We start from the raw sequence: 25,330 nt of genomic DNA on the forward strand, positions 1-25,330 counted from the left end.
GTAAAAGTATATTGGTGATCTGAAGTAATTTAATAACGAGACAGAATGTATACAGAAGTCAAATGTGTATTGGTCTTATTATCTTCATTGTAAGGGGTATTTTATGATCAATTAAAAGGATAGAAAGTAGAAAGATACTAGAAATATGCTAACGTTAATAATAAATTCATTATAAACCAATAACACAACAGACAAATTATTGATGTACTTAACATTTATTTACATTATATCGCATTCTTAGTACTTCTGTAAAGACCTGTTATGAATATATCTTCTTAAATCACTATAATATGGTACTATTTTACCAATTGCATTAAACAATGCGTCGATTAAAGCTTAAAGAAATCAATCAAGTGATCTTATTCTATCATTCGCCAAATAGATGTGATATAATTTAACCAGAATATATGTACGATATTGATAAGAAATGGAGTCCTACTGATGAAAGAAAAAACGTATCAGGAACAGCTGAATATAGAGAATACTAAAAAATTAAGAGAATTGATCAAAGATATGCCACCTTATGTAGCAACGTATTTTCGTGGTATCGAAAACCGTACGGCTCCAAGGACTAGAATTGCCTATGCGATTGATATCCATACATTTTTTGAGTTCATACAAGTTAACAATCCGAACTATCGTGACAAACCCATTCGAGAGTTTGGAATTGAACTTTTAACCCAATTAGAATCAACGGATATTGAAGAATATCTTGATTATATAAAGCTATACACGAAAGATGGTGTTGAATATAGCAATAATGAACGAGGAATCAAACGTAAACTTGCTGCTCTTCGCTCTTTTTATGGGTATTTTCATAAGAATAAGATGATCAATGAAAATCCAGTTCTCCAAGTTGACATGCCAAAACTGCATGAAAAGGCAATTATCCGCCTTGATGTTGATGAAGTAGCAACTTTACTAGATACGGTTGAATCGGGCAATCGATTGACAGAAAAGCAACAAGCCTTTCATACAAAAACAAAGGAAAGGGATCTTGCAATCATGACCTTATTGTTGGGAACAGGAATTCGTGTTTCTGAATGTGTGGGATTGAATCTTCAAGATGTTGATTTTAATAATAGCAGAATTAAGATAACGCGAAAAGGTGGTTATGAAGCTTTCGTTTATTTTGGGGAAGAAGTTACGGAAGCTCTACAAGTGTACCTGTCGCAGCGAAAGGAACTCGTTACAGCTACGGGACATGAAGATGCGCTCTTTCTATCTCTTCAGAAGAAACGAATGGGCGTTCGCAGTATTGAATTACTCGTAAAGAAATACGCCAGTACCGTAACTACAATGAAGAAAATTACGCCACATAAACTTCGCAGTACCTATGGTACATCTCTGTACCGTGAAACAGGGGATATCTATCTTGTAGCAGATGTTCTTGGCCATAAGGATGTCAATACAACAAGAAAGCACTACGCCGCTCTTGAAGAAGAACGTAGACGTAGTGCCAAGGATGCTGTTCGATTGCGAGAGTAAATCATGTATAAGTAAAAAAAATTTTTTTGATAAAAAAAGAAAAAATGTACTTTATAAACGTGAAAAGTAAAAATATAATAACTAGAAAAATACTCATGAAATGTACTTTATTTTATGCGGAGCATATCTTAAAATTGCTCCGTATTTTTATATGTAATGATGTTTCTTTCGCCTATAACCTTTACATACTTTACAGCATTCGATGTGACGTATTTGATTTTGGATTCTTCGTTTTGGTGACATTAAGTATTTATGTGAGGGGTCTTTATCGCAATTCCACCACACTAAATAATCACATTTATCCAATATTGTATCTGGATCGAGTAGTATGTAATTATTTATATAGTCCCAAGTTTTCATTAAATCAGGGTGTTTAGTCTTAAATGTATTAAATCCTGTTAATGCTTTTTTTCCTTTACAATAAGGACAAGAATTATCACCTACTTCTCTATCACATATTCTAGCAGAATATTCACCATGACAAGTTGGGCATATCCATAAGACATAATAGGTTGTTGACTTTCTGTATTTATCAGGGGCCAATTCGTTATTATTACTCCATTCTTTTACAAGTTCCTTATGAGTATCTAAAAGTGAATTAAAGCCTGCTAATGTTTCTTTATCATTACAATAAGGACAGGAATTATCATCAATTTTCCAATCACTTAATTTCTGTGGATATGAATTATTACATTTAATACACAACCGCTTATAATATTTTCCTGTAGGATATAATACTTCAGTCGGTCTTTTTTTATTATCTAAACTCCATTGAGCAACTAATTCTTTAGGTGCTTTAGCAGCAAATGAATTAAAGTCTGCTTTGACTAAATTATTATTGCAATATGGACAACACATATCACCTTTACTTCGCTCGTTAATTTGATGTTCATATAGGCCATGACAAGTTGGACATATCCATTTTACATTAGTACTGGAATTGCAAATAATCTCAGTTGGTTTTATTTCGTTAGCGTCACTCCACTCATCTAATAGTTCAGGATATTTATCTGCAAAAGAATTAACACCTGGTAAAAAAACTATATTTTGACAAACTAGACATTGAGTTCCATTAGTTCGTATACGATATGCAAATGTTTTATAATGATGACCTTTCTCACAAAGAAAATCCATCTCAGCTGAAGTAATATCAGAGTATTCTTCTGGTTTTTTATCATTATCAGGTCCCCATATTTTCTCAATACCTGGATTACTAGATAGAAAATCATTTGTACCCGGAATTACAATACTTCGACTACAGACAGAACAATTTTTATTCTGTATTCTATTATATATTGTTTGTTGATAACTATGTCCATTATCGCAAGTCCACCATATTGATGTTTTAGAGTTGAAGCGAATTTCATATGGAGAAAACATATTCTTATCCTTATCAAAATATTGGACAAACTCAGGATATTTCGTCGCGAAATCATTAAAACCGCTTTCTAAAAGTACATTATTACAAATAGGACAGTAAAAAGAATCATATTTACTTAAGGAATAAACACGATAATTAAAAGAATGATTCATTTTACATTTCCACCAAAATTTCTTATTTGACATGTAAGTTATTGATGAAAATGGTATATCATTTTTTGATAGATCATAATACTCTTCTAAATCTGGGCGTACATTTATTAGTAGTAAACGTTCAGTCAGTTCACATTCTGGACAACCACCATAAGAACCCTTTCGTTTTATAAAAGAAGCTTCCCACTTATGATTAGGATTGTTTTTACAAATCCACTTAACTATTTTGGGAGAAATTGGTGAATATTCATATGCATCTACTGTATTCTCTGGATCATATTCTTTCATAAGAACAGGATACAGAAACCCAAAAGACTCTTCTCTGGGTATAATCGTTCTACTACAGTAAGAGCAACCATGAAATTTAGAAGAATAACTGCGTATCATTGTAGCTAAAGTAGTAGTAAAATTTTTTTTGCAAACATCGCAAGTCCAATATAAATTCTGTGTGAGCATTGAGGACTGCAGTTCTTCCACTGGAAACCCGTTTTTTCTTTCATTAAATCTTTTACGTAAATCAGGATATAATTCAACATAAGGCTTTGTTCTGATAGTACCTGCACAGGCTGAACACTCTTTAATTTCATAATTATTTTCTCTGGAAATAAGTCTTGAAGTGGGAGAAGCCTTCCATTCATACCCACATTTGTTACATTTCCACCAAACTTTTGTACTATCACTCACATAAAGCTTATCTGGATTTATATTTGTATTTTTACTGAAGTCATAATCAGCTTTTAAATCAGGAACCATAGAAAATAAGTCCGTAATCCCCGCCTTAACAATAATCCTGGTTTCACAACATGGACATAATCCTTTAGAAAGTCTTCTTGAACATATTTGAGCTTCCCACTCGTAACCGCATTTTTTACATTTCCACCAAACGGTCTTTTTAGTAGAAGCTGGCATTAAATTAACATCAATACCTTTATTCTTTTCAAAATGCCATTGCTTAATCAAATGTGGGTAACTAGATATAGAATACTTTATTTTTTTACACACTGGACAAGATGGTGATTCAACAAATTCAAGAATTCTTTTTTTAAAGTTGTGATCATTTTCACATATAAACCAAGCACTTGTTCTTGAACCAGGTAGTAAATGATATGGATCTAGTTCTTTGTTCTTTTCCCAATCCCACATTTCTTTACTTGTTGGACAGATTGTAAATACATCATCTGTTCCTGGAAATGCAACAGTTCTTCTTTTTTGACAATAAGGACACCCGTAAGGCTTCTTATTAGGTATTTCGTAGATATGTTTTGAATAAATATGTTCAGGATTATTTTCACACTTTAAATATACGGTTTTACCAGATTTAGGAGCTACGTTATCTGGTGTTATACCGTTATTCATATCATCAATCCATAGTTTAGCAGCTTCAGGTTTCTGAGTTCTAAATGTTATCGCTTTATCTTGTGATTTATTATAAACTCTTCTTAAATCACAACTTGGACATTTATTCTTTAAAGATGTTAGTCGATTGGCAATAATGGCTTTCCATTCGTAACCACATCTTTGACATTTCCAATAAGCTTCTTCATTGGAAAACGGCGTTACTTCTTCAGGTGATAAGGTGTTTCTACTATAATCCCAATACACTAAAGCATCTGGTCTTTTTGCAACAATACTTTTAGATTGAATTATATTACATTTTTTACAGATTGGATTTTTATAAAAACTACTAACACTAACATAAGACTCATGCCCAAAAGAACATTTAAAATATGCCTTTACAGGGGATGTAGGAATCAAAACTTCCGGATTTATTTTTTTGTTCTTATCAAAATCCCACATTTCCTTTGCTTCTGGACATAAGGTAAATAAATCGTTTTCTCCTGTATATGCTTTTATTGAAGTGTTTTTACAATAAAGACAACCTCTAGACTTACCTTTTGATATAGTCATGTTTGCTATTGATGTTTTAAACTTGTGACCATTTTTGCACATAAAATAAGCTTGTATTTTTGAGGTATATAATACGTTATCTGGAGTCTTGTCACCGTTAAGATCATAACACCACATTTCAGCATCCTGTGGATTTGCCATTCTAAATGTAATTTTAGGATGTTTCTTTATATATGTACTATTTTTCTTAATACTTTCTTTTGTGCCATCAAATCCACAACAGGGACAAAATCTTCTATTAAACCATGTTCTAGCCTTTTCATTCCAATCGTATTTGCAATTTGGACACTTAAGATCTATAATGGTGTTAGCTGATTTTCCAATCTCATTCATATCTATATTTATATTTTTCTGATTATTCCAAAATAGACTTGTATTTGGGAAATTATATATTAGCTTTGTTTTTTCGTGCTCACATATTGTGCATTTTGGGGAACGATAAAAGTCCTGTATTTTCCGATATGTACTATGTCCTTTATTACATTTAAAAAAAGCTTTCTTGCTTGATTTTGGGAGAACATTTGCTGGATTAATATCTTTATTCTTATCATAATCCCACATATCACGTGCTTCAGGACATTTTGATAATAAATCAGTTTCTCCAGGGAATACTCTTTTGGCATTGTCACTACAATATATACAGCCATAGGAATTTCCGTCATCAGAAGTCATTTTCCCTACTCTTTTTTTAAATACATGTTTACTATTTGCTAAACATCTAAAAAATGCTATTTTATCTGAACGTCCAGCTATATTATCTGGAGTAATAATAGGATCATTTAAGTCGTATGCCCACATTTCAGCAGCTTCTGGATTTAGTTCTCTTAATGTAAGAATAAAAATCACTCCTTAAACTTATCGAATAAACCTTGAATGACTTTACTAGTAGATTTAAGTTCAGTATCCGCCTTGATTAAGTTATATTCAACAGCTTCTGGTTTCAATATCCCTTGTGTTTCCTTAACAAACCCCGATTTCTTTAATAGTTCATTTGCTATTTCTGGATATATATATGTATCTATCATTTTCTTCATTGCAATATTTGCTCTAGTAAGGTCAATATTCTCCTTGCTGATTTCCGCAAACTTTTTATTCATAGCAGTTAATTCTTCAATTGTACATTTTCTCTCTTCATTTAATGTATCGTAGTCTTTTCTTAATTTATTATACTTATCATTAATTAGTGTTGCGGCATCTGTCACTTTTTTATAATAAAGGCTTAATTCTGTTAAAGATTGAATTAATTGCTTTTCGTTTCTGTTATGATTTATAAATTCTTTTGCATCAATGGATTTATATATTACAACGGTAGCAATACTTTCATTTTCTTGAGATTTTTTTAACTCATTTACATGTAACATAGCTGCTTCACTTCTTCGTATAACATAATCTTTTAAATTGGGGTAATTATGTTCACGTAAATAGTTGCCAATAGCAGGTATTTTCAATTTTGCAGCATTACCTTCACATATACGATAAAAGAATTCATCAATCATTGAAATCAACAAATCATCTGTAATTAATTTCTTTCTTCCCATATGTTTTCTCCCTCAGTATTCAATTCAGATAATTTTTCGTTGAGATACTCTTGATAACTGTAAGAACTACTTTGAAGTTTCAACATAGCCTCGCCTATATCTTCTTGTTTACCTTTTCCTAGACGAACTAGTTTTATTACTTTTTCAAGTACTTTACAATCATCTTCTATTTTCGTTTGTATATAGAATCCGAATCCATTGAAAAATATTCACTTCCTTTTTTTCTATAAAATCTACAACTTGGACAGTAACCAAGTTCTCCTGAAGGTCCAGCACATTCTAGACAATCACTAATATCATTATTCATAAATTTTTTAGAATGACATTGTCCTCCAGATACTAAAACAGAACAATCTAAATTCTTTACCATTTCTTTTCTTGCAATACTTAACTGGTAAGTAACATCACCTTTCATAACAAGTCTGTACTGTTTATATGTTCTACATTCTATAAGATTTGTTATGTTGGAATAATAATGGGCAGACATTTCAATGTTATCATGTCCAGCAAGTATCATAGCAGTGACTGGAGTCCCCCCCTCTGCCATGATGTTAATTAATGCGAGATGACGGGTATCCCCCAAATTAATATAGTTTATCTCCCCCTCCTTTAAATGACCACCAATACGGTCATAAACAACTTCTAAATGATACTTTTCTTCGATAACATCATGAAAGAAGTATCTCATAACAGTATTCATATTGATATAGGTAAAATATCTACTGTTAGAGTGTTTCTTTTGTTTCCAATGCTTGTAATGAGGATCAGCTATAAATAGGGTATTTAAATCTGTATCTTCATATTCTTTAGTGAATTCTATATACTTTAGTATTTCTGAAGCTAGAGTATCAGGAATTTTATATGTTACCTCGTAGTAATCATCACATATTTTATATGAAACACTTTTCGATTTACCCTTTAGGTTATCTCTTCTAAGCGAAAGATAGTATCCATCCTCGCATTTTGTAATACATTTTCTTCGAGTAAGTATAAATTCTCTTGGACGTAGAGGAATGACTCCAGTTATTTTCCACCAAAGATATAGTGGATAAAAGAAAAGGCGTTGTTCATTCGGAATATCATCTTTCCAATAATCATTAATTATATCATTGAATAGAAAATAACTATCAAATTGAGCTAGTGTTCGTTTTTTATCTGTGTTATTACTATAATTTATTGCAGAATACTGATCGAGTACATTAAGAATTCTGTCAAGCTCATCTATATCTCCCCTATCTGGTAGCATAGAAAAGAAATTTATGCATAGACTAGGAACAGCAATTTTAAGTACTACACTTTCACTTAATAATTCAGAGGGATTCGTTCTTATTATTCTCTTAATATCATTCGTTACAGTTTGAAGCGTATGTAGTACATTTTTACCCATTGTATAAGCAATGAATATTTTTACATAATCTACAAACTCTTTGAATTCTAGCCCCAATATGGATTCATAATAGCGTTTATAAGTAATTTTATTAAAATTGTAATGAATACCTATATTGGAGTATTCATCTGTTGTATACCAAATAGGATCTTCAAACTTACATTGAATAAATACTTTTTCTTTTATATAGTTGTTAAATATTTCTTTTGCTTTGATTAGGCTAGAAGTATCAAAATTCGGAACAGATAGTATAGTTCGAAACATTATCTTTTCAGCTGTATTTGTATTCATGTAATATGCTCCTTTATCATATTTTCAAATGCTTCATAGGTATCTTGACCATATTGCTCCTTAATGCAAGTAAGCATTTCATCCATTGAAGGTAATACTACCTCTGTAATAATTTTTTTGTATTTTTCTTTTTCTTGTATTGTTTTAGAATTATTAAATAAATTCATAAGCCTGTTATATTCAGTGGTAATTAAAAAGACAGTGGATTTTGTACTAATTTCATATTTACAACCTATACAATGCATTCTTTGACTATAAGGGCAGACTTTTCTCAATGCAGTTAGAAGGCAAAGGCATTCTGGTTGTTTACTAAATGCTGAACCAGAACCAATTCTATGTAATATCTCTAAAAGTGAATCCTTTGATGTATTCTGTAACAGTAAATTCACCATCTTTTTTGATTCGGATTTTGCTTTATATACTATTTTAATTGTACGTTCAATTTCACCTGGACTCATATCTAGAATTTTGACTAATTCCGTCTGTTTATGAACCGTTAGTTTATTATATTGACCACCTGAAATCATTTTTAGTAGCATAGATGGAACAAATGATAGAACACCACGTTCAAACAATTCCATTGCAACGAATTCTGGTGTTAGTCCAGATAGTTTTGCATCTTTAAGGTATACTTCTGTTGTTCTAGCAAACTCTCCATATGACCCTTTATGACTCCTTGCTAGTGCTGCTAATATGTATCCTTTTACATTAGGCATATCCGCTTCTGAACTAAGAATATCATCGGTAAGCATATATATTGATTGTAGATATGATTTATTAGCAGAACGTGAATGGAAATTTGCTTCGAGGAATAATGAGCCAATCTCTTCACCCATATAACTTGTAATTTCCTCATATGTTTGTATATTACGAATTAATGGCACATCGTCTGGGATGCCTTCTATTTGTCTATGTGCTTCACAGAGCGCAAATAGTGTACCGATATGTATTTCACAGCTTTCAGGAACAGTAAATTTAACGGAGGATATACCGCTGTTTCTTTCTGTTTTATGGGGCGTCAAAGGTAATACACAAAGTCTCCAAGTAATTGTTAGAAGTACTTTACGTGCATCAGATTCAGAAAAAGTTCCTTCCCTTATCTCTTGAATAACTAATTCTGGAACTTTAGGTAGTATTGGATGTTTTATACGTTTTAAGTCTGTAATTCTAAGAGCACATATATAATACATTGAAAGATACAACCATGTATCTGCATAATTTTTTGAATTTGCAGCTTTTTTGTACATATCATTTTCTTCAATATATTCTTTGTTATAAAGATAAAATAATAATTCAAGATACTCATCTATATCATAAGCTTGTCCTTTTTCTTTAATTGATATCCGCTTTTCCAAAACATAATCATTAATATAAACTGTCTTATATTCAGATTTGAGCCAAGAAAGAAAAAATGTAAGAATTTCTCCATGTGCTTTTATAAGATCATTTATTGCTTTTGAAATCATATCTTTAATTTCATTATCATTCATTAAAAATATATCCTTATGAATTGTATTAAGAAGAAAATCAGTTATATGAAATTTAGACTCATTGGTTACCTTAATTAGATCGAAGAAACGGTCCATTTGTTCAGATGTTGTAGGATATTGTTCTGTAAACATCTGGTGAATCAAAGTTTCTTTTTCAGAATTGCTTCTATTAATAAAAAAAAATTCTAATGGGGCTTTAATTATCTCTGTTTGCTCTTTTGTTAGATAAACCTTTTCATTTAGTAAAATAGGAGCTATATTAAACCAGTCATTATCTTCAAGAAAAGTAATAAAACGAAGTCTTCCTTCTGGGGTCCATACACCAGCTTCTTCTAAAATTTCCTTTGCAAATTCCATTAAATCAATCATAGTATTTCCTCATGTTTTTTCTTGGCAGCCCAAGAAAGATAATTGAACATCTCGTTGTTAACTTTACGATACTGTTTTTCGAGTTCGCCTTTATTTTGTAAGTATGTTAATGAACTTTCAGGAGATGTATCTCCCCTTGCATACATAATTTCACCAATATTGTCCATACCAGAAAGGACTAATTGTACCGTGTACCAATGTCGAAAAACATGTGGTGAGATATTATTTTCTAAAAGAAGACGTCCATAATTAACAACTTCTGAATTCTCATCATCTAAGTATATGGGTATGATTTCTTCTCTTATTATTTTTCGGAATTTTTGATAATAGCTATCATAAGTAATTGCTTTTCCTTGTTTATTAACAGATAGAGCACCATATACAGCTTCATAAGGATGACCTTCCATATATTTCATATAAATGTTATAACTTTTGGTCAATGCATCTATGAACATTATGGGTACAGTTTGCATACGTTCTTTTTTAATTCTACCGGTTGGCATAAGATCACTTCTTAAACATATTTCATTTCTAAGATCAATTTGTAGTTTTGTGACACAGCCATCTTCTACAGTAAATATGAGACCAGCACCAAGCGGACTGTCTTCCCTTCGTACATTGCAAGCCTCTGAAGGTCGAAGACCAGCAAAGGCTGACAATGCTACTAACATTAGAATATCTGTATGGTTAGAAGCAATATAAGAAATTAATATTTCAAATGCCCTATTTGGGATATCTCTAAAAATATCCTTATGTTTATTCGTATAAACAACATCAAATATAGGAATTTTCTTGTTGATTATTCCTCCTCTTCTATTCCTAACAGGAATAATTTTATATAATTCATCTATTCTTATTGCACATTTAGATTTACGTTCATTAATAAATGCTTCTAAGAAGTCCATTATAGCCATAATACAGACTTCTACTGTACTTTTCGTTCGTCCCTGTTCATCTCCTGGTAATGTTCCACTACCATAACCATTCATAAAATCTTTTACAATTTCGATGCTTAGATTATCTAATACGTTTATATCTCTTTCGAAAAAAGCATAATTAAGAAATTTAACAACAAAGTCAAATCTATTATTTCCGTCATCGGTTATATTACGTATTGTTTTTTTTGATCTAACATACCGATGAAAGTCTGTAAAAGATACTATATTCTTGTTATTATCCTTTAATACAATAAACTTTCTTGATATTAGTTGATTGTCCTTAATAATCAAAAGATGATTATAAATAGAAAAATAATAATTTTTGTTCACGTTGTACCTCCATGCATTACCCTTATAAAGGAATCTACTTTATGAAGATAATTTGACATGCTTGCTATAATTACAGGATTTATATTACTTGTAATGACGCATCATTAATGTATAATACCTACGATAATTTTCGATAGTATCAAAAGTAGGAATAATGTAGAATATTGTATATTTGATGAATAGTCCTTTAGATAATTATAGCAAATTATGGAGTAACTGGCTATAAAATGTTAAGGTATATAATTATTGGGTCATACTAATAATTGTAAGTTATACAAATCACTCAATAGAATTATATGGAAAATATTAATTAACACTCTTTATTACGTGGATTTGTTTTTCGATTATTTGATGCATATAAAATTCCATATCAGAAGAATATATATATCGATTATTCAACAAATAGCAATTTATAGAATACAGAAAAATAGATGTTAAAGATTTGCGTTTAAAGGAGGTAGAATTAGATATTGCTATTTTACTAAATTCTCTGTTTTGCAAATAATAATGATCTCTCATTTCTTTAATAAACATTCCTTGCTCATTATCAGCATTTATGTTCCCTGTATTAAAGATATACATGTACTCATTTAGTTTGTTTTCCAATAAATCATCTTTTTCACGATATTCGTTGTAAATCAAGAAAATGGCAGCTTTTAATGGATAACCTCCACTTTTTGTTACACTTTTCTTATATATTTCATCTACTTTTAGGAAAGATTCATAGTAGTGATCACACAAAATCTTTCTGTCATTTTGAGTTATATTGTTGATCTTATTGATTTTGGTCAACAAATTTATGATTCCTTTCATTGTAATGGAATATTTTTTTGTATCATTGAAGATATTTAGATTATCGATAAAACTTCTATTACGTGCTGTGTCGATATATGGAGTCTGTACAGCATGTTTTACGACAGTAAACTTGATGGGTACTTCTGCTTGTATGACGGCTGCAAGTCGATGTTGACCATCAACTAATATTTCACTTCCATCATCTTTATCAGCGAACGCGATTGCTTGATGAGATAAAAACCATTCTCCCTTTCTCATTAATTCGGCATATTTGTTTACAGTAGTCTTGCTCATAACACGGTTGCATGTATTACTTTTTAATAATTCAGTAGCCATTTCAGGTGTAATAAGTACTTCTTGCATTTGCATTGTTTTATTTTTCGTATCCATAATTCTTATTCAAATTAATCCTTTCGTTTGTAACATAAAACCTCTAGTTCAACATCAAAATAATCTGCCAAAACCTTCAGATTATACGTATTGCCAATATTACCAGTCTGCTCATATCTTTTAATACTGCTCAAAGATATACCAGTTTCAATTGCACATTGTTCTTGGCTAATTCCTTTTTTGTATCGTAATTCTTTTAATACATTATTTGTTTTCACATTTATTGCCTCCAGTTTTATTATAAATACCATCAATTATTAGAACAAGGTTCTTTTTTGAGCCTTTACTATAATATGGACTAGTTCTGGTCCCTTTAAAACCTGAATTTACTCTAATCTATTATTAATTTTAATAAGGGAAGGGATTTGAATTGGAATCAAAAATAATATCAGACACGATAGATATTGGTGGTAATATACGATCATTACGCATAGCAAAAGGTATTAAACAAACCGAACTTGTTGCTATGGTGCAATTAAAAGATGTGAAATTAACGCGTGAAACGTTAGTTAAAATAGAAAGTGGCAGGCAACATATTAAGGTATCGCAGTTGAACGCGATTAGGGAATGCTTAGGGGTTCGGTATGAAGAAATACTAAACAAATAAAGAATAGTACAAAGATCATCTAATTGTTATTGATCTTTGTACTATTTTCTCTTTATGTATTAATAATTATATGGAAGCTAAATCTTTTTAGCCTCTTGGTGGAAATGGATCATTTCCATATGAATCTTTCTGTCTAATCTTACCATTTGTTCCATGGATGACTAATTCAGAGCCTTGATTTTTAGCAATTTGTTTACCTATTTTTATTGCTTCAGCTTGCGTTGATGTTCTAACTGTTGCTCTAATATTATTTGCACCTTTTACTTGCCAACCACCATCTTGGTGTTTAGTAATATGTTGATTCCTACCCATATGACTACCTCCTTCTAACCTTTATGAGCTTCACTGCAACAATAATAACAGCCATCAGCATCTGTAAATCCAATTCGTTTTGCATAAGCTACGGCATCATTTCCATTCAAATGAAAACCTAAATCATATCTGTTAGCATACTCTGGTAGATGATTACATGTAGTAGTATGAACCTCATTGTAGCGACCGTCTGTTTTTTCTTTATTGATGAGATAATTAGGCATAAATACCCCTTTCCGCTATATTTTAGCTTACAATTTTGTATATTTGAAAATTGATTTAAAAGAGCATAGCCTATATCTTTCCTCCTATCCGGTCAATATTGCCAAAAGTTATTGACAAGTAAAGTAAAAATCTTTATACTTTACCTATAAATGCAAATTTATAACTTTTGAAAACTAGTTCTTATTTGATGTTGCCGCATCTTATAGGAACGTTTTTCTTTGTCATCAATTAATTCTATATTAATACTATATCAATAATATGTCAAGTATCAATATGCCATATATAGTGCTAAACTATATATGGCATACAATATATAGTGTTTGTATAGTATACAATATTACAATTTCTATAAAGGTATTGAAATTAGCACTCGACACGTAAGAGTGCTAATAATGTTATATTATCACTCCTTACATATCCTGTCAATATCATTTAGAAAGAATTATGTCTCAGAATATTAACGAGTTTCATATTCTGAGCATATCAACTAATACTTATCCCATGAATCTGTGCTTCCTCTTTTAAGTGAGTAAATGTTTTATTATTTGAGTTTTTCATTCGTCTATATGAACTAAAGCTTTTTGGCACTACAAGAGGAATTGTATATACTAGTTTATAATACTCTTCTCTATCTTTATCTTTTTGTTTTTCATTCTCTAGTTGTTTGTAATATAATTTATTATTCTCTACATCTTCCAAACTAGCGTCGGGTATAAATGGTCTATTACTTAGTTTGATAATATCATCTATTGGTTTTATATATTTATTTTGATAAGAAATAGAAGGCATTAACATGTTTATAGGATAAACAGAACATCTACAATGATCGTGAATTAAAGATTGACCATTTATAAATCTATTCCATATAAAAGAAGGTATTTTAGGAAATCGCTTATCATTACCAGATATACTATAAATTCTACCATGATATATTGAGCACTGATTGCATTGTCCAGCTTTCCATGGTATTTCAATATAATCTGTTTTCAGTTCATGTATATTTTTTAGTACTATTTCATTTAATCTTTGTTTATTAGCAGGATTTTTGTACTGATATAATTTATTGCTAATTATGTTATGCTTTTCTTTAGTAGCTTCTTCAAACATGCCATCTTCTTGTAACCATCTAACAATTCGCATAATTTCTTTTTCAGTAAATTCCCATGGACTATTCAGCCACAATTCATTCGATTTTCTTAAACAAGCATAAGAAAGTTCTTTTAGATTTAAATTTCTATATTTACCAGAAATCAATCTCAATGTGTAGTATATATCAGATAACACATCACCAGATTTCAACAGATATGGGTTAGGTATCGGTATTTCTTCTATACTTTCCATATTTAGTAAATCATATATAACATTGTCTGATTTTATATATCTAACATCTCTAGCGTCGAATGATTCTGGAATTACATTTACTAAAATCCCATTTGTGTATATTGCAGTACCTTCATTGGTATGTAAGTTACGTTTGTTTTTCAACAAGTTGATAAAGGATTTCATCTAATACTCCTTTCTATCACGATTTTGCACTTAAGATGGCGAGTATATTCATAGAGCTAATCTTGTTCATAAAAATTTGAGTCTCTCTGTTCATCAGCTAAGCAGAAATCGTCATTAATTTTAATTGCAAGAATAACAAAAAGTCTTAGCAATATAAGATAATTCTGTTTATGGAACTCATCGTCATCTATTGCTTGCTGTATTCCATGCGCATACTTGTTTCTGATTGCCAACCCATTACAATACTCTGAATTATTCAATACATAATTAAAATAATGACCTTCGGGTTCCGATAACAATGAGCTTTTCACTTCTACGATACCATTATTAATTAACTCATCAATAACAGGCTGTGCTTTTTTAGGATAGTGCCAATGACTGATAACTTCGTTATCATACAAATCTTTTAAAATGAATAGTTTAATTGGGTTACCAAGAGTTATAAGACCTTCCAATGATATTCTTAGTATATCTGCTTCTTCCATTTTCAAAAAGACTAAACGATCTTTTTCATGATAATCAGTAAGGTATACCTTCTCATTTTTTAATAATTCAAAAAAAGTATTATAATTTCGTTTATACTCTTCAATACGTTGAACATACGAGAAGATACATTGATCTGAAAACAACCAATATGTATACCATTGGTAATCACAACCGATTCCATACAAATATTTATTTTCAGTCATACATGGAATATCTTCTATTTTTACTGAAGACGATGACATTGCTAGCAACTCAAAATCTATTTTTCGATGCTTTACATATTGTGTGAACTGTTTTATAGCGCTTTCAAATACTGTTATTATAGTAGAACACTTTTCTGCATAGGTGGCACCTTCACTAGGAAATGACAAGCGCATTCTAGTGCAACCAAATTCGTTATGTAGATATTCTGTGAAAAACCACTGTAAAACCTCTTCTAACCGTATATCTTTTTTTTGGAGAAAATGATAGTATGCAGCCATTTGCATAGTTGCAAGTACATCTCTGGATCTAAATACCGTGTTGACAGGATAAACAAGTGATGATTTGGATTGTAACATTCGTTCAAAAATACCGGCTTGTCCTTTCTTACTTACGTGTAGACACCTCATCTGTGGGACATCCGCAAATTCAAATATATAGATAAAATTGTTTAATATACTTGCATAATCAAGCGTTTCTAATAACCACTTAGTACCATAAGTAATACAAAAATCATTATCATTTTTTTTGATATTCTTTTCTACTGTCTGATCTTGGGAAAACTCTAATTGAATACCTTGTTGGATATGAACACCAGTTCTAGACATATTTTCAATTTCCTGATCATATCTTCTTTTTGCTTTTAACTTTAATTCGTCACTCACAGGAAATTGCTTTGAAAATTTCATGTGAATGATCTCATCAAGATAGTTATTATTCACATGACCACTATCTATATACGAATCAAAATATGCAACAATATCTTCTCCACTTAAATCCTTCGGTATATGCAGTTTTTTGGTACCTTTTTCATAATTCTGTTCATAAAAATGTAATATAATTCTTATTGTAAAGTCATTTTCAAGAAGATATCTTTTCAATACATCTCCGTATTTATCTACGATATTTTTATATGAGAACAAGTCGAACGGTGCTATATGACTTGTATATATTAACTGTTCAAAAACATTCGATGAAATATTATTGTAAAGTTTACAAATATCAAAAACGCTCCAGAAAGAAGAACTGTAATTTTCATCAACTTTCTCATGCTGTTCAATAATCGAATCATCATTAATACAATTGATAAAACGCATAGTAAGATCGTACAATTTATTGCTTTTTTCTTTATATATACAATATTGTTTATCTGTCCAATCTTTTGAGCGAGTCCCCTTTTCAAAATATCTTTTGATTTCGAAGTATTCAATTGCGTCATTAATACTAATAGCATCAAAAGAGGGGATTTCTAAGCTTTCTATCTTGGAGAGATTATAACCGTAAAAAATATCATTTGATTCATAGTATTTTACTCTTGTATCATCCATATAGTACGCCTCCTACTTACTTAAGATATGATATGGGTATTTACTTTAATTTAGTTATCACTACCATCTTAGGTATAAAGTATTTCATTTTATTATATAAGCATTTATTCCATAGTTATGGAGCACAGACAATACGAAATTTTGCGCCAACAGTTGAAACATCTGCAGCTGTTGCATTTAAGAGATATGCTGCATGAATTGCAAATGCTGCTGGTTTTTTCTTCTCCAAACGGTTTTCAAAATCACTTTTTGACAAAATATTTCCAAGCATAATCCACACTTCCTTTTCTGACAATGGATTATTTATACATGATTTTATTTCATTCCAAACTTCGTTTTTTGTTAAAATTTTGCTTGTTTTAACCCGTTTTTTCACCTTTCCAATTGAAGATTTATCTTCTTTACTATTGCTACTAATCTTCCCTGACCACTCATTATCCCAACTATTTAATTTAGATGGTTTTAAATCATTAAACATTGCCAAATAACCTAGATTTTTAGTTGCTTGACTACATACCTCATGTAATCCACTAGCAGAACAATAAGCACTATCTTTACTTTTACTTGTTTTTGCTTTAGCATGAATAAATATAACCCTTTGTTTAACAGTATCGCATAAAATGAAATCAGCTATTTCCGTACCACCATCGTCACACACTATTATATCAGGATCACCAAAATAATCTTTTATTGATGTTTCTTTTCCTAGACTTGAAATATACCCAAATAAAGACTTAGGATCCCATGTATCCATTACACCTGTATAGTAACTGTCAAATCCTTTTTCGGAATTACAATTACCAATTACCTCATCTGTAATAAAACAATTTTTTATTTCATAATTAGTTTTATCAAAAGTCGAACCCATTTTAAATTTGGGTGAATAAAAATTACCACTAATATATATACAACCAACGCTTTCTGGTACTACGCTAAATGATTGTGTTTTATTTAAATAAGTAATTATATTATTATAATTTTCATCATTAATATTAATATAATCTCTCTCTAATTCCTTGCAGGATAAAATATATTTACCATTATCATATTTAATTGTAATTGTATAAACTACATTGGCTGCTTCTAGAGTAAACATTCCATTGGTAATATTGCTATATGAATCAATAAAATCAAGTGCACAATGCTTGTTATTGATATTAATAAATAGTTCATTTACTTCATTGATATCAAATAATATGCTCTTTGGTTGCGGATTCTTAGGTACTTTGATTTCTAATGCATATCTATTAAATACCGTATTACTTTTTATGTTACTTTCAATAATAGTTTCAATATTATGTATCCACTCTAAATATTTTTCAATAGTTTGATACTTTGTTGTATTTTGAATTATTGTAGAATGTGAAAATCCGATATATCTTCTTGTTCTACGTTTGGTTATAAATTCAGATGCTTTGTCTTTAATATATCCAGTCACTCTAGTACATACATGAGCATAATCATCAATTGCTGGTATTGATTCTTGGATAGAATCTGCCGATATTGACTTGGATCTAATAGTGTTTAAACCTATATTGGTATTGCTCAAAGAAACTTCTGTTATATTGGTTTCCTTATTCTCACGAAACATCTTTGATAATTTTTTAGTAGATATATTATTACCTAAAGAAACATTACTATCCCCTGTAAAAAGCTTCTTTCTACTATTGTATATAAAGATATGATTATTACTTTCTTTAATAAGCATAATGTTTAATTTAGGTTCTAATAAAACATGATTAATTAAAAACTTACTATTTTGTATACCTAAACTAAGTACTATAACTAGATCAGTTTCAATTTGTTTTATTGTAAAATCTAATTCTTCTTCTTCATAAAAATCATTTAAGGCTTCTAAATAAGAAGACATATCAAAATTATCACTTTTTTCAATAATATTAGCCTTGAATGGTATTTGAATATCTTTTAGTGGATCTATAGAATCGAACTCAAAACTTTTTCTGAATTTCCCATCAAAATATTTAATATCCATATCCTTTTTTATAAATGTATCACTATTGATATTCACTAACTTGTCAATATTCTTATTATCTCTAATTGCCTTATCAAATAATAAATAATTATTCCATAAATCTTTATGATAGCCATTATAATAGTCAACTATAATACCGTTTAAATTCTTATCTATATTCGGATTGCGAATAATTCGTCCTATTTCCTGTACTAATGAACGTGCATTATTAATACGACTGTATAAGAATAACATTCTGAAGTTTGAATCATCTATGCCTTCAACTAATTTATATTGATGTACCCAAAAAATAGCTTCTTCAGCATTTGGATCTGGAACATTCTTTCTTTCCCAACCATCTGTTTCTTCGAATTGATCATGTATACCTATTACAGAATAGCCATTTTTTGAAATAATTTTAGCTATCCTTCTTATATCATTACAGTTATTACATTGTATAATTGCACGTGTTTTATTATCATTTTTGTTATTGTTATATATTTCTATAACATTGGCTACAAATCTATTATAATCAGGTACTAAGCTATTATCCCCTACTATAAAATTAACATGTCTTAGGATATTTAATTCTTGACATTCTTGTAAGGATAAACAGAATGAATATTTAACATCTATGTTAAATAATTTTAAATCATTTCTATATGGTGTTGCTGTAAATAGTATCTTTGGTCCATTTAGCTTATTTAGATTAATATTCCATTCTTTTGCAGGTTCATAATGTCCTTCATCTATCATTGTTAATTCTGTTACTTTTGAAAGTTCCTCAAAAATAGGTAAATTAGTAATATATGAAAGCATTTGTAATGTCATTACTAAAACATTTCCTTTTACTAACATGGATCTTTTCAGCTCTTTAGCACAACTAATTTCTATTACATTATTAAATAAGCTATCATTATAATTAATTTTATTAAAGAAACGAGATTTTATATCATTCACTAATTGGGAACGTAAATATTTTCTTGGTGTAAAAACTAATATAACTCCATTATATTCATACAATCTGGACAATACTGCTATAACTCCTGATTTACCAGTACCAGTTGGCATTTGTATTAATGCAGATTTATTATGTTCAAATCTATAATTATTAATATATTTTCTTGATAGCTCAACAGCTTCTCGTTGATGTTTCCATAAGTCTAATTCTTGCATATCTTTCCCCCGTATATCATACATATTTTCATCACATTCTATGGCTTTTTATTTCTATTAATAAACTAATCCGCACTAATTAATTACATTATTATACATATTCATTATAAACTTCTACAATATACAGTGCAACAAATAATATACTAATATGTACCATAATGTACTTTACTTTCTCATTGAATACGTATTGTATCATGTAATAAAATGAACTTTATTCTCCCTAAAAATAAAGTTCAAAATAAAATAAAGTACATTCTCAAAATAATGTACTTTATCGTCTAATCCTAGTTTTTGTAATAGTTTGACTCGTTTAATAATAAAGTACAAAAAAATTTACTTATCATATACCATTTAAAATGTACTTTATTTTAGAAACAGGAGAAATATTAATTGTTATTGCTCCTGTTTCTTTATATGTAATGCCTTTTCTTTCGTCAATAACCTTTACCGATTTATCTTTACTAGAAATGGTGACATATTATTCTGAATCAATTCGAGGTCTCCTAATATACCAAAGGAATTAACACGAGTTGCTTGACTTTTCTCCCCATTCATTCTTACTGTAATACTTGGGTTGTTAAAATTCTCATCATAAGAATTTGATAAATATAGAAATAAAATTAATCAGTTATCATATATTAACTAAGATCGTTTATTGTAAGGAGATTCTTATATGAAAAGACTCGTTCCACTTGAATGCGAAGCTGAAAAAGTTGCAGATGCGAATTCTATCTGTCCACTCATCTTTCAGGTACCACCTTGTGAAGGGAGAAAACGTCTAGATCAAGCACAAGATACCCCAATCAATACCTATCCAGTCTCAACCGAAGTGATCATGGTCAATACTGGAACGTGGGGCAAAGTTAAATTATACTGTGTCACCCCTTGTTGTTATACACAAGCACATCACGTAATCTACTATATACATGGTGCAGGATGGGTATTTGGTAATTTTCATACTCACTATAAACTCGTCTGTGAGATTGCAAATCGTACAAACTCGATCGTACTTTTTCCAGAGTACAGTCTATCGCCAGAAGCAAAATACCCAACTGCAATCGAACAGTGTTATTCTATATTAAACAATCTTCCTAACCTTGTATGTCAAATGGGATTGGAGGTTTCTCTTGAGACATTAACAGTTGCTGGTGACAGCGTAGGGGGTAATATGGCGACTGTAATGACAATCCTATCAAAATATCGAAAAGGCCCCTGCATTCATAAGCAACTTTTATTTTATCCTGTAACAAATGCCTGTTTTAATACAAACTCTTACCATGAGTTTGCTACGGATTATTACTTATATCGAGCAGGTATGATCTGGTTTTGGAACCAATATACACACTGCCTGAAAGATCGTTATGAGATAACAGCTTCCCCTCTTAGGGCTACCCTTGATCAACTACATGGTCTTCCTTCTGCTATGATCATTAATGGTGAAGCGGACGTACTTTGTGATGAAGGGCAAGCCTATGCGAGAAAACTTCGAATGGCTGGAGTTGATGTAACTGCTATAAGGATCCAAGGAATTATTCACGATTTTGTAATGCTCAATGCCTTAGATCAAACAAATGCTTGTCGAGCAGCAATGGATTCGGCTGTGGAGTGGGTGAATAGGAATAACTGCTGGTAAAATTTTACCTTTTCCATCGGGCCCATATTATAGCAGTTTTTATATCCGTGTGCAAAGGCTGAACCTGTTACAGATAATGTTATTGACAGCGCCATTGTTATCGAAATAAAAAGTCTTGAGATTTTCATAAGTACCTCCTTGCCATACAGGAATATGATTTATCTTAAAAGTAAAGTTTCCGCTAAAGTAATCTTTAATGTAATAATACATCTATTTTTATAAATCTACCTTTAACGTACCATTTCTCCATGTATACAAACCCTTCCACCATCCGGACATTTGGCATCGAATTGCTTCGAGCGTTCTGTGCCATAATCTAAGGTCGCTCCATTTTGAAGAGCATATACAAGTGGATAGATGGAATTCCACAACTCATGACATAATGGAGGACAAAGGTCGTCCACGATATAGGTATCCCCCTTTTTGCAATAACCTCCTCTACATTTACTTTCTGTAATCGTAAGTTTTACTTTACACATATGATATCCTGCTTTCTTATAAATTACTCAAACTTCGCAGTTCAATTGTATCCCTGAAAGGTTATCCTAAGGCTTTTTCAGCAATTGAACTGCGAAGTTTGAGTTAATAATTAATATAATCCTATATGTTTCTTAGAGAAGAACAGAGACAACAGGTTGCCTCTGCTATCTGCTCTTATTCTTTTTCTACTACAAAGTGCAAACTCTAGAAAGTTACATTCAAAATTCTAGTCTTTGTATATCTACCAACACTTTCAAATGTTTTACGACTTGCGGTATTCTTATACCAGCATCCGCCGATTGGAATTAGTCCGCGTTCTCTGCATAGATCAGCCATGTATAATTGAAGACTTCTTGCTACCCCCTTCTTGCGGTGCTCTTCTAAAACAATTTCACCACATGGAACATAACCTGTCTTCAGTTGGTTTGGAACATAAACGCCAACCCCTAATAAGATTCCCTTTTCTTTAACCTGATAGAGTTCGTATTTTCCGCTTGCGATGTCCTCATCACTAAAATCGTTGTAAAAGTCACCAGTTGCTTTTCGAATAGATGGCAATTCTTCCATCGTTACTCTTGTTATGTATGAGGCATCATATTCTGGTTCTTTACAAGGATACTTGATGGTTCCATCAAATAGGCAAGCTTGTAATGCAACAGATTTCTGATTTTCCATACATAAGGTAAGGAAATGTTCATCACAAGTCAGAACGAATGCTTTTTCCACATGATACTCTTCAATAATATGTTTCATTAAATCTGTGCCCATAAAAGTATATTCTGGTTTCACATAAAAGCTACTAAGAAACAGATAATCCGGTTCCTGACAGAGATGGAAAAATCCAATCTTGGTTTCAGCCGCTTTAATCAAATAGCCAACACCACGTAAAATATGAGATTCCCAGAAATCATCACCTACACCAGTTAAGGTATCCAGATATTCGTCAAATAAATCTTTTAAATCAATAAAGTTACATTTTGTTATTGTTGTGTTTTTCATCATACTATTCACCATGCCCTTTCAAAAGTCTGACGTTTTTGTGTAAATCACAAATCGCCTTGTGAAGAAGTTTCTTCCTCACAAAAGTTAATTCTTGTACTTCATACTCTGAAAACTCTCGTCTAATCCTAAAAAAAGGTACAAAAAAAACACATCTTATCCATGTGTTCACCAAGGCAAAACGATTCATAAGAGGAACAGAGACGGCATCCTAAGAAAAACATCTTCTTATACACCAATATGAAGTTAAACTAGTATTACCTCATTCGATTTTTTCACTTCTACATTACTCCTTTCTGTACTGCATTTCATAGTTGGACCTTACATTCACTACCAAAATTAGTAGATATTGTTATCAAATCCATCGCTATTCTAACATATACATTTCGTATTGTCAACATAGAATTCTTATACGAATATGATTAAAATTGACACCAACTTTGCTCCTACTCTAATAGCTGGTGTCATATCGGTATGTTCAAAAAGCATGGTCAATACTATAATTTAGAATAAGAATAGCAATCCCGAACAGTCTGCTTACTTAGTTAATTAAAAATTCTTCTGTCACCAATTGACCATTCCATTCGGTGCCATCCGAACGGTGATATTCTCTAGTTTTTTTACCATTTGTACGTATATAGTCAATCACAAATACTTGCCCTTCTTCGATCAACATTTGATAATTATTATAGGGTAAGACATTTCCCGTTTTTTTGCAATTCTTGAATGTATCATAGGAATCCTCTAAACGCCAAACTTCACGATAGGAGAAGTCTTTAAATCCAGTTAAATCTTGTTTTCCGTAATAGGAAGCAGAATACATTTTCCCCTCCACTTCAATTTGTTCCACTTTGATCGGCTCCATAACTTTTGCTAAAGAACTTAAATCTTCCGTATATAGTTGTTCTCCATAGGTTTCTTTTAGTTGGTTTGCCATACAAGGTACGGTATTTGTCATATAATCCAAACTGTCCAGACCTGTGTGTGCTGCACCGTATATTCCCATAATACTTTCCCCTTGAAGCTGTTCATATTCTTTTATAAAATTTTCAACCATCTTATTCTCTCGATATACATGATCTTCTTTGGAATAAAACTTCCTTCCTTGATCAATAATGTGTTGTGTATGTTTGTATTCATCGCTATTATACTTTTTGTTATTAGCCAGATACTTCAGATAACGAGTTCCCATTGTATCAAATTGGTGACCAACATCCGTTCCATGAAAGATTGTCTCTGGACATTCTTCTTTGAGCTTTTTATAAAATGCTTTTGAAGAGGAATTATCAGATGCGGTTCCTTCCCAATCAGTAAAGAGTTGGTCCAAAATCGTATCATTATCCGCTTTCATCCAAAGGTTTAAGTATGCAGCCGCGTAATAGGGAATTTCTAAGAATAAATGTCGCATGTTATACTTGTTATAGTAATCACACCACAATTCCAACTCTCGATCAAGTATCTTTTCTACACCATGTTCTTCTCCATACAGATAGATCATACCATTATTTTTTTCAGTATGTTTGCTTGTTTCTAATGATTTTGTTCTGTTAATGCAAATAATGCAAATAATCAGTATTGCTACGAATGATACCGTACATAGTAGTAATACTGATTTCTTGCTTTTCAAAAGTCCTATCCTATTTCGCATTTCCTCTTCACTCCTGTTCTTATATTAGATGTAGGTAATACAACGATAAGTAAAAACAATATTACCTTTATAGAATGGGAAGATCAAGTTAGCATTAACTTCCCATCACAAACTTACAGGAATTATAACATGTTAAAATATGGCAATACAAGGGTAAATGGAAATATTAATCAAATCCTAATCAAATATTAATCAAGGGTAATTCGAAATCGACAACATGCTGCTCCACAGAACCGTTTCTATTATTTCCACTTGAATCTTAGTTTCTGGCATCAATTCGTTCAATATGTACAAGATGCT

Annotated in this window: 18 protein-coding genes; 3 read left to right on the top strand and 15 right to left on the bottom strand. The window is 30.9% G+C overall.

Annotated features, from left to right (window positions below; genetic code table 11):
* Nucleotides 1-441 precede the first annotated feature (441 nt).
* The gene (locus HBB17_RS06015; protein ID WP_167956560.1) at nucleotides 442-1,488 is read left to right on the top strand and encodes a tyrosine-type recombinase/integrase; all 1,047 of its coding nucleotides are present in this window, start codon (nucleotides 442-444) and stop codon (nucleotides 1,486-1,488) included.
* Nucleotides 1,489-1,635: 147 nt separating this feature from the next.
* On the opposite strand, the gene HBB17_RS06020 is transcribed toward HBB17_RS06015, so the two are convergent.
* The 7 genes from HBB17_RS06020 to HBB17_RS06050 all read right to left on the bottom strand — a co-directional run bounded on the left by HBB17_RS06020 (nucleotide 1,636) and on the right by HBB17_RS06050 (nucleotide 12,675).
* Entirely contained in the window at nucleotides 1,636-5,775 is a 4,140-nt protein-coding gene (locus HBB17_RS06020) for a zinc-ribbon domain-containing protein (protein WP_167956561.1), read from the bottom strand.
* On the bottom strand, nucleotides 5,772-6,467 hold the full coding sequence (locus tag HBB17_RS06025) for a hypothetical protein (RefSeq protein WP_167956562.1): 696 nt from the start codon (nucleotides 6,465-6,467) through the stop codon (nucleotides 5,772-5,774). Before HBB17_RS06025 ends, HBB17_RS06020 begins: the two co-directional genes overlap by 4 nt.
* A 166-nt stretch (nucleotides 6,468-6,633) precedes the next feature.
* Complete coding sequence (locus tag HBB17_RS06030) at nucleotides 6,634-8,145, bottom strand: hypothetical protein (protein WP_207717323.1); 1,512 nt, start codon at nucleotides 8,143-8,145, stop codon at nucleotides 6,634-6,636.
* On the bottom strand, nucleotides 8,142-10,004 hold the full coding sequence (locus HBB17_RS06035; RefSeq protein ID WP_167956563.1) for a hypothetical protein: 1,863 nt from the start codon (nucleotides 10,002-10,004) through the stop codon (nucleotides 8,142-8,144). Before HBB17_RS06035 ends, HBB17_RS06030 begins: the two co-directional genes overlap by 4 nt.
* On the bottom strand, nucleotides 10,001-11,272 hold the full coding sequence (locus HBB17_RS06040; protein ID WP_167956564.1) for a site-specific integrase: 1,272 nt from the start codon (nucleotides 11,270-11,272) through the stop codon (nucleotides 10,001-10,003). Before HBB17_RS06040 ends, HBB17_RS06035 begins: the two co-directional genes overlap by 4 nt.
* Before the next feature lie 306 nt (nucleotides 11,273-11,578).
* A complete protein-coding gene (locus HBB17_RS06045; protein WP_167956565.1) occupies nucleotides 11,579-12,457 on the bottom strand; it encodes a hypothetical protein in 879 nt (292 codons plus the stop codon).
* Between the two features lie 14 nt (nucleotides 12,458-12,471).
* Nucleotides 12,472-12,675 carry a helix-turn-helix domain-containing protein gene (locus HBB17_RS06050; protein WP_167956566.1) on the bottom strand — a complete coding sequence of 68 codons (204 nt, stop codon included), beginning with the start codon at nucleotides 12,673-12,675 and terminating at the stop codon, nucleotides 12,472-12,474.
* A gap of 152 nt (nucleotides 12,676-12,827) precedes the next feature.
* On the opposite strand from HBB17_RS06050, the gene HBB17_RS06055 reads away from it, so the two are divergent.
* Nucleotides 12,828-13,064 (top strand): helix-turn-helix domain-containing protein, encoded by a 237-nt coding sequence (locus HBB17_RS06055; RefSeq protein WP_167956567.1) that lies wholly within the window; start codon nucleotides 12,828-12,830, stop codon nucleotides 13,062-13,064.
* A gap of 87 nt (nucleotides 13,065-13,151) precedes the next feature.
* Here the strand turns inward: HBB17_RS06055 and HBB17_RS06060 are convergent, their stop codons facing one another.
* The 5 genes from HBB17_RS06060 to HBB17_RS06080 all read right to left on the bottom strand — a co-directional run bounded on the left by HBB17_RS06060 (nucleotide 13,152) and on the right by HBB17_RS06080 (nucleotide 20,270).
* The gene (locus tag HBB17_RS06060) at nucleotides 13,152-13,376 is read right to left on the bottom strand and encodes a DUF2188 domain-containing protein (RefSeq protein ID WP_167956568.1); all 225 of its coding nucleotides are present in this window, start codon (nucleotides 13,374-13,376) and stop codon (nucleotides 13,152-13,154) included.
* 14 nt (nucleotides 13,377-13,390) lie between these two features.
* Nucleotides 13,391-13,600, bottom strand: coding sequence for a hypothetical protein (locus HBB17_RS06065; RefSeq protein ID WP_167956569.1), 210 nt, complete (start codon nucleotides 13,598-13,600; stop codon nucleotides 13,391-13,393).
* Between the two features lie 484 nt (nucleotides 13,601-14,084).
* Nucleotides 14,085-15,107 (bottom strand): hypothetical protein, encoded by a 1,023-nt coding sequence (locus tag HBB17_RS06070; RefSeq protein ID WP_167956570.1) that lies wholly within the window; start codon nucleotides 15,105-15,107, stop codon nucleotides 14,085-14,087.
* Between the two features lie 56 nt (nucleotides 15,108-15,163).
* Nucleotides 15,164-17,122 carry a hypothetical protein gene (locus HBB17_RS06075; protein ID WP_167956571.1) on the bottom strand — a complete coding sequence of 653 codons (1,959 nt, stop codon included), beginning with the start codon at nucleotides 17,120-17,122 and terminating at the stop codon, nucleotides 15,164-15,166.
* 115 nt (nucleotides 17,123-17,237) lie between these two features.
* A complete protein-coding gene (locus tag HBB17_RS06080; RefSeq protein WP_167956572.1) occupies nucleotides 17,238-20,270 on the bottom strand; it encodes a DEAD/DEAH box helicase in 3,033 nt (1,010 codons plus the stop codon).
* Between the two features lie 673 nt (nucleotides 20,271-20,943).
* Between HBB17_RS06080 and HBB17_RS06085 the strand changes: the two genes are divergently transcribed.
* Nucleotides 20,944-21,903 (top strand): alpha/beta hydrolase, encoded by a 960-nt coding sequence (locus HBB17_RS06085; protein WP_167956573.1) that lies wholly within the window; start codon nucleotides 20,944-20,946, stop codon nucleotides 21,901-21,903.
* A gap of 230 nt (nucleotides 21,904-22,133) precedes the next feature.
* Here HBB17_RS06085 and HBB17_RS06090 read toward each other — a convergent pair whose 3' ends face one another.
* The 3 genes from HBB17_RS06090 to HBB17_RS06100 form a co-directional block, all read right to left on the bottom strand.
* Nucleotides 22,134-22,382 carry a TIGR04076 family protein gene (locus HBB17_RS06090; RefSeq protein ID WP_167956574.1) on the bottom strand — a complete coding sequence of 83 codons (249 nt, stop codon included), beginning with the start codon at nucleotides 22,380-22,382 and terminating at the stop codon, nucleotides 22,134-22,136.
* Between the two features lie 205 nt (nucleotides 22,383-22,587).
* The gene (locus HBB17_RS06095; RefSeq protein WP_167956575.1) at nucleotides 22,588-23,385 is read right to left on the bottom strand and encodes a GNAT family N-acetyltransferase; all 798 of its coding nucleotides are present in this window, start codon (nucleotides 23,383-23,385) and stop codon (nucleotides 22,588-22,590) included.
* 538 nt (nucleotides 23,386-23,923) lie between these two features.
* Complete coding sequence (locus tag HBB17_RS06100) at nucleotides 23,924-25,030, bottom strand: hypothetical protein (protein WP_167956576.1); 1,107 nt, start codon at nucleotides 25,028-25,030, stop codon at nucleotides 23,924-23,926.
* Nucleotides 25,031-25,330: the final 300 nt, after the last annotated feature.

Source organism: Anaerosporobacter faecicola (assembly GCF_012070565.1).
GTDB lineage: Bacteria > Bacillota > Clostridia > Lachnospirales > Lachnospiraceae > Anaerosporobacter > Anaerosporobacter faecicola.